Source organism: Streptomyces sp. NPDC047453, from assembly GCF_040643155.1.
Lineage (GTDB): Bacteria > Actinomycetota > Actinomycetes > Streptomycetales > Streptomycetaceae > Streptomyces.
Window position 1 is genome coordinate 38265 of record NZ_JBEYTS010000056.1, and the last position, 6504, is coordinate 44768.

Annotated in this window: 10 protein-coding genes and 1 pseudogene; all 11 read left to right on the top strand. The window is 66.3% G+C overall.

What is annotated here, in order from left to right:
• Positions 1-22: 22 nt before the first annotated feature.
• The gene (rpsE, locus tag ABZ818_RS32130; protein WP_073951481.1) at positions 23-628 is read left to right on the top strand and encodes a 30S ribosomal protein S5; all 606 of its coding nucleotides are present in this window, start codon (positions 23-25) and stop codon (positions 626-628) included.
• 2 nt (positions 629-630) lie between these two features.
• Positions 631-813 (top strand): 50S ribosomal protein L30, encoded by a 183-nt coding sequence (gene rpmD / locus ABZ818_RS32135; protein WP_361422424.1) that lies wholly within the window; start codon positions 631-633, stop codon positions 811-813.
• Positions 814-815: 2 nt separating this feature from the next.
• Positions 816-1271, top strand: a complete 456-nt coding sequence (rplO, locus tag ABZ818_RS32140) for a 50S ribosomal protein L15 (RefSeq protein WP_361422427.1) — start codon at positions 816-818, stop codon at positions 1269-1271.
• 168 nt (positions 1272-1439) lie between these two features.
• Positions 1440-2753, top strand: coding sequence for a preprotein translocase subunit SecY (gene secY, locus ABZ818_RS32145; RefSeq protein ID WP_361422438.1), 1314 nt, complete (start codon positions 1440-1442; stop codon positions 2751-2753).
• Complete coding sequence (locus ABZ818_RS32150; RefSeq protein WP_225077988.1) at positions 2753-3403, top strand: adenylate kinase; 651 nt, start codon at positions 2753-2755, stop codon at positions 3401-3403. Before secY ends, ABZ818_RS32150 begins: the two co-directional genes overlap by 1 nt.
• 205 nt (positions 3404-3608) lie before the next feature.
• A complete protein-coding gene (gene map, locus ABZ818_RS32155; protein ID WP_141359364.1) occupies positions 3609-4445 on the top strand; it encodes a type I methionyl aminopeptidase in 837 nt (278 codons plus the stop codon).
• A 194-nt stretch (positions 4446-4639) separates the two neighbouring features.
• Positions 4640-4861: a translation initiation factor IF-1 gene (gene infA / locus ABZ818_RS32160; RefSeq protein WP_004927214.1), complete on the top strand. Its 222-nt coding sequence runs from the start codon at positions 4640-4642 to the stop codon at positions 4859-4861.
• A 65-nt stretch (positions 4862-4926) separates the two neighbouring features.
• On the top strand, positions 4927-5040 hold the full coding sequence (gene rpmJ / locus ABZ818_RS32165) for a 50S ribosomal protein L36 (protein WP_003974245.1): 114 nt from the start codon (positions 4927-4929) through the stop codon (positions 5038-5040).
• A 197-nt stretch (positions 5041-5237) separates the two neighbouring features.
• Complete coding sequence (rpsM, locus tag ABZ818_RS32170; RefSeq protein ID WP_361422432.1) at positions 5238-5618, top strand: 30S ribosomal protein S13; 381 nt, start codon at positions 5238-5240, stop codon at positions 5616-5618.
• A 69-nt stretch (positions 5619-5687) separates the two neighbouring features.
• Positions 5688-6092, top strand: a complete 405-nt coding sequence (gene rpsK / locus ABZ818_RS32175) for a 30S ribosomal protein S11 (RefSeq protein ID WP_003956432.1) — start codon at positions 5688-5690, stop codon at positions 6090-6092.
• 145 nt (positions 6093-6237) lie between these two features.
• A pseudogene (locus ABZ818_RS32180) lies at positions 6238-6504 on the top strand (DNA-directed RNA polymerase subunit alpha); the annotation flags it as partial.

The following is a 6504-nucleotide window of genomic DNA, read 5'->3' on the forward strand; positions in this document are numbered from 1 at the left end:
GAAACAGAGAGAGGTAATTCCAATGGCTGGACCCCAGCGCCGCGGTGGCGGTGCCGGTGGCGGCGAGCGGCGGGACCGGAAGGGCCGTGACGGCGGCGCAGCTGCCGCCGAGAAGACCGCGTACGTTGAGCGCGTCGTCGCGATCAACCGCGTCGCCAAGGTTGTGAAGGGTGGTCGTCGCTTCAGCTTCACCGCGCTGGTCGTGGTGGGCGACGGTGACGGCACCGTGGGTGTCGGATACGGCAAGGCCAAGGAGGTGCCGGCCGCCATCGCCAAGGGCGTTGAGGAGGCCAAGAAGCACTTCTTCAAGGTTCCCCGGATCCAGGGCACCATCCCGCACCCGATCCAGGGTGAGAAGGCTGCCGGCGTCGTGCTGCTCAAGCCCGCTTCCCCGGGTACCGGCGTTATCGCCGGTGGTCCGGTGCGTGCGGTGCTCGAGTGCGCCGGTATCCACGACGTGCTGTCGAAGTCGCTCGGCTCCGACAACCAGATCAACATCGTGCACGCGACGGTGGAGGCCCTCAAGGGCCTGCAGCGTCCCGAGGCGATCGCGGCCCGCCGTGGTCTGCCGCTGGAGGACGTGGCCCCCGCGGCCCTGCTCCGTGCGCGTGCCGGGGCGGGTGCGTAATCGTGGCGCAGCTCAAGATCACGCAGGTCAAGTCCTACATCGGCAGCAAGCAGAACCACCGCGACACCCTGCGTTCGCTCGGGCTGAAGAAGCTCGGCGACGTGGTCGTCAAGGAGGACCGCCCCGAGTTCCGCGGCATGGTGCACACCGTCCGCCACCTCGTGACGGTCGAGGAGGTCGACTGATCATGGCGGAGCAGAACCCGCTCAAGATCCACAACCTCCGTCCCGCCCCGGGCGCCAAGACCGCCAAGACCCGTGTCGGTCGTGGTGAGGCGTCCAAGGGTAAGACGGCCGGTCGTGGTACCAAGGGCACCAAGGCCCGCTACCAGGTTCCGGAGCGCTTCGAGGGCGGCCAGATGCCGCTGCACATGCGCCTCCCGAAGCTGAAGGGCTTCAAGAACCCGTTCAAGACCGAGTTCCAGGTCGTGAACCTCGACAAGCTGGCCGCGCTCTACCCCGAGGGTGGCGAGGTCACGGTCGAGGACCTGGTGGCCAAGGGCGCCGTTCGCAAGAACAGCCTGGTCAAGGTCCTCGGCCAGGGCGAGGTCTCCGTGGCGCTGCAGGTGACGGTGGACGCCGTCTCCGGCTCCGCCAAGGAGAAGATCACCGCCGCCGGCGGTTCTGTCACCGAGCTCGTCTGAGCCCGATGACGTAAAGCGGTCCCGACCGGGGGTACCTCACAATGAGGTATCCCCGGTTGGTCGTTCCACGGGAGGCAGTATCGCCGGTAAGGTGGCCTGCACCGTTATTTATCGTCGAACCTCACCACCGTCACCCTGACGCACTTGCGCGGGGTCGCAGGAGGCACCGTGCTCACCGGCTTCGCCCGGGCGTTCAGGACGCCCGACCTGCGCAAGAAGCTGCTCTTCACGCTCGGCATCATCGTGGTGTACCGCGTCGGTACCCACATCCCGATCCCGGGTGTCAACTACAAGGCCGTTCAGCAGTGCGTCAGCGAGGCCTCGGGCAACCAGGGTCTCTTCGGCCTGGTGAACATGTTCAGCGGCGGTGCGCTGCTGCAGATCACGATCTTTGCCCTGGGCATCATGCCGTACATCACGGCGAGCATCATCCTTCAGCTGCTGACCGTGGTGATCCCGCGGTTGGAGGCCCTCAAGAAGGAGGGCCAGAGCGGCACCGCGAAGATCACCCAGTACACCCGTTACCTGACGGTGGCGCTGGCCATCCTCCAGGGCACGGGCCTGGTGGCCACCGCCCGCAGCGGCGCTCTGTTCTCCGGGTGCTCGCAGGCCGGGAACATCGTCCCGAACCAGGCGATCTTCAACACGATCGTCATGGTGATCGTCATGACCGCCGGTACGGCCACGGTCATGTGGCTCGGTGAGCTCATCACCGACCGCGGTATCGGCAACGGCATGTCGATCCTGATGTTCATCTCGATCGCCGCCACTTTCCCGTCCGCTCTGTGGGCCATCAAGAAGCAGGGCAAGCTCGCCGAGGGCTGGATCGAATTCGGCACCGTCATCCTCGTCGGCCTGGTCATGGTCGGCCTGGTCGTCTTCGTCGAACAGGCCCAGCGCCGAATTCCGGTGCAGTACGCCAAGCGCATGATCGGCCGCCGTTCCTACGGCGGTACGTCGACGTACATCCCGCTGAAGGTCAACCAGGCGGGTGTGATCCCCGTCATCTTCGCTTCTTCGCTGCTCTACATTCCGGCACTCATCGCGCAGTTCTCCGGGGGCAACTCCGGATGGAAGACCTGGGTCCAGCAGAACCTGACCAAGGGCGATCACCCGATCTACATCACCTTGTACTTCCTGCTGATCGTGTTCTTCGCGTTCTTCTACGTGGCGATCTCCTTCAACCCCGAAGAAGTCGCCGACAACATGAAGAAGTATGGTGGCTTCATCCCGGGCATCCGGGCTGGCCGACCGACCGCTGAGTACCTTTCGTACGTGCTCAACCGGATCACCTGGCCGGGTTCGCTGTATCTGGGCCTGATCGCTCTCGTACCGACAATGGCGTTGGTCGGCTTCGGGGCGAACCAGAACTTCCCCTTCGGCGGGACCAGCATCCTCATCATCGTGGGTGTCGGACTCGAGACGGTGAAGCAGATCGAGAGCCAGCTCCAGCAGCGCAATTACGAAGGGTTCCTCCGCTGATGCGAATCGTCCTCGTCGGACCGCCGGGTGCCGGCAAAGGAACACAGGCCACGCGCCTGGCCGGGAAGCTGAGCATTCCGCACATCTCCACCGGTGACCTGTTCCGCGCCAACATCAGTCGGCAGACGGAGCTCGGCAAGCTCGCGAAGTCCTACATGGACGCTGGAAACCTGGTACCCGACGAGGTCACCATCGCGATGGCCAAGGACCGCATGGAACAGCCCGACGCCGAGGGCGGTTTCCTGCTGGACGGTTTCCCGCGCAATGTGTCGCAGGCCGAGGCGCTGGACAAGCTGCTCCAGGGCGAGGGCATGAAGCTGGACGCGGTCCTCGATCTCGAGGTCCCCGAGGACGAGGTCGTCAAGCGCATCGCGGGTCGCCGCACCTGCCGCAACGACTCGGCTCACGTCTTCCACGAGACGTACAGCCCGCCGAAGAAGGAAGGCGTCTGCGACGTCTGCGGCGGTGAGCTGTACCAGCGGGACGACGACTCCGAGGAGACCGTGCGCAAGCGGTTGGAGGTCTACCACACGCAGACCGAGCCGATCATCGACTACTACCGGGCGCAGGGCCTGGTCGTGACGATCTCCTCGCTCGGTCCGGTGGACGAGATCACGCAGCGCGCGCTGGAGGCGCTGAAGCGCGACTAGCCGCGCTGGTCGGCCGCGGTTCCCTCTGGGGGCCGCGGCTGACGTGTGCACGGCGCCGGTGCGGCTGTCCCCGGGGGCTACGCCCCCGGACCCCCGCATCGGCCTGAACGGCCTCGTCCCCGCACGCCGGACGGGCCCGGTTCTGCTTCCCCGTATTGTTGAAGGCGTCCGTCTTCCTTCCGGTCCTAGAAAGGCCGTAGTCCCCATGGTGCAGATCAAGTCCCCCGAGCAGATCGCCAAGATGCGTGCGGCGGGACTGGTCGTCGCCGCCATCCACGCGGCCACCCGGGAGGCGGCCGTGCCCGGGGCGACCACCAAGGACCTGGACCAGGTGGCCCGCAAGGTGCTCGCCGAGCACAACGCGAAGCCGAACTTCCTCGGCTACGGCGGCTTCCCCGCGACGATCTGCACCTCCGTGAACGAGGTCGTCGTCCACGGCATCCCCTCCGACGACGTCGTCCTCAAGGACGGGGACGTCATCTCCATCGACTGCGGCGCGATCATCGACGGCTGGCACGGCGACGCGGCGTTCACCGCGTTCGTCGGCTCCGGTCACTCCCCGGAGCTGGTCGAACTCTCCCGGGTGACCGAGGAGTCGATGTGGGCCGGCATCGCCGCCATGAAGCAGGGCAACCGGCTGGTCGACATCTCCCGGGCCGTCGAGACGTACATCCGTCGCCAGCCGAAGCCGGGCGGCGGCCGCTACGGGATCATCGAGGACTACGGCGGCCACGGCATCGGCACCGAGATGCACATGGATCCGCACCTGCTGAACTACGTCGACAGGCGGCGCGGCAAGGGCCCGAAGCTGGTTCCCGGCTTCTGCCTGGCCATCGAGCCCATGGTCTCCCTGGGCACCCCGAAGACCCACGTCCTCGAGGACGACTGGACGGTCATCACCACGGACGGCACCTGGTCCTCCCACTGGGAGCACTCGGTGGCCCTGACCGAACAGGGCCCCCTGGTCCTGACGGCCCCCGACGGCGGCAAGGCGAAGCTGGCCGAGTACGGCATCACGGCCGCGCCGGACCCGCTGGCCTGAAAAGGCACCGTCCGCCTCACGGCCGCCGGTCCGGGTCGGACCCGGCCGCATGATGATCTCGGGGCTGGGGCAGACTTTCTCGATTCGTCTTTCGCAGAGGGCTGACGTAGACTGCCTCGTCGGCTCTCATGTATTCGCATGTCCCGCATGCGGGACATGGAGTCGATCAAGGTAGTCGATTCGAAGGGCGAAGCGTGGCCAAGAAGCAAGGTGCCATCGAGATCGAGGGCACTGTCGTCGAGTCTCTGCCGAACGCCATGTTCAGGGTCGAGCTCCAGAACGGCCACCAGGTCCTGGCACACATCAGCGGCAAGATGCGCATGCACTACATCCGCATCCTCCCTGACGACCGGGTCGTGGTGGAGCTTTCTCCGTACGACCTGACGCGTGGCCGGATCGTCTACCGGTACAAGTAGATCTTGCCCAGGCCCCGCGTTCCGCGGGGGGCCGCCGGCAACTGACCCGGAGAACCTCACATCCCATGAAGGTCAAGCCGAGCGTCAAGAAGATCTGCGACAAGTGCAGGGTGATCCGCCGTCACGGCAGGGTCATGGTCATCTGCGACAACCCGCGCCACAAGCAGCGCCAGGGCTGACGCACTTCCGACCGCACCCTCTGCACTCTCATCGCAGAGATTCGCGCGACGCGAGCTGAATATGTTCATACGCAGGACCCGAGCCGCGGCGCGGCTCGACACCCCCGGTTCGGAGGCCGGGGACCCGGTTCGTACCTGGTACGGCGGCCGGGGGTCGGTCCTGCGGAAGACCTCCGAAGATCAACTGGAGCCATTGAATGGCACGCGTTTCCGGTGTTGACATCCCGCGCGAAAAGCGCGTGGAGGTCGCCCTCACCTATGTGTTCGGCATCGGCCGGACCCTCGCCCAGCAGACGCTGGCCGCCACCGAGATCGACCCGAACACCCGCGTTCGCGACCTCTCCGAGGAGCAGCTCGTCGCGATCCGCGAGTACGTCGACAACAACATCAAGACCGAGGGTGACCTCCGTCGCGAGATCCAGGCCGACATCCGCCGCAAGGTCGAGATCGGCTGCTACCAGGGTCTGCGTCACCGCCGCGGCCTGCCCGTCCGCGGTCAGCGCACCAGCACCAATGCCCGCACCCGCAAGGGCCCGCGTCGCGCCATCGCCGGCAAGAAGAAGCCGGGCAAGAAGTAGTCCGCAGCGACACTCGCCGTCCAGCGGTCTTCGCTGTAGGACCGACCACCTCCCGTAGGAGTTTTCGACATGCCCCCCAAGGGACGTCAGGGCGCTGCCAAGAAGGTGCGCCGCAAGGAAAAGAAGAACGTCGCTCACGGCCACGCGCACATCAAGAGCACGTTCAACAACACCATCGTTTCGATCACCGACCCGTCCGGCAACGTGATCTCCTGGGCCTCCGCCGGCCACGTCGGCTTCAAGGGCTCCCGGAAGTCCACGCCGTTCGCCGCGCAGATGGCCGCCGAGTCGGCTGCCCGCCGCGCCCAGGAGCACGGCATGCGCAAGGTCGACGTGTTCGTCAAGGGTCCGGGCTCCGGCCGTGAGACCGCGATCCGTTCCCTGCAGGCCACCGGTCTCGAGGTCGGCTCCATCCAGGACGTCACCCCGACCCCGCACAACGGCTGCCGCCCGCCGAAGCGCCGCCGCGTCTGACGCACGGCTGCTTCGCGCCGGTTTCCGGGCGGTACGGCCCTTATGGGTCGTGCCGCCCGTACCCTTGCAGTACCCGCACCTTTTCGGTGCGGCCCGGTCGGGCGTCAAATAGCGGGCGCCCACGACTGAAGGATCTGATCCACACATGCTGATCGCTCAGCGACCCTCGTTGACCGAAGAGGTCGTCGACGAGTTCCGTTCCCGGTTCGTGATCGAGCCGCTGGAGCCGGGCTTCGGCTACACCCTCGGCAACTCGCTCCGCCGCACCCTCCTGTCGTCGATCCCCGGCGCTGCTGTCACCAGCATCCGCATCGACGGTGTCCTGCACGAGTTCACCACCGTGCCGGGCGTCAAGGAGGACGTCACCGACCTGATCCTGAACATCAAGCAGCTGGTCGTCTCCTCGGAGCAC

Coding starts and splice junctions, on each gene's coding strand:
- rpsE (WP_073951481.1), top strand. CDS start 23: ATGGCTGGACCCCAGCGCCGCGGTGGCGGTGCCGGTGGCGGCGAGCGG.
- rplO (WP_361422427.1), top strand. CDS start 816: ATGGCGGAGCAGAACCCGCTCAAGATCCACAACCTCCGTCCCGCCCCG.
- ABZ818_RS32150 (WP_225077988.1), top strand. CDS start 2,753: ATGCGAATCGTCCTCGTCGGACCGCCGGGTGCCGGCAAAGGAACACAG.
- map (WP_141359364.1), top strand. CDS start 3,609: ATGGTGCAGATCAAGTCCCCCGAGCAGATCGCCAAGATGCGTGCGGCG.
- rpmJ (WP_003974245.1), top strand. CDS start 4,927: ATGAAGGTCAAGCCGAGCGTCAAGAAGATCTGCGACAAGTGCAGGGTG.
- rpsM (WP_361422432.1), top strand. CDS start 5,238: ATGGCACGCGTTTCCGGTGTTGACATCCCGCGCGAAAAGCGCGTGGAG.
- rpsK (WP_003956432.1), top strand. CDS start 5,688: ATGCCCCCCAAGGGACGTCAGGGCGCTGCCAAGAAGGTGCGCCGCAAG.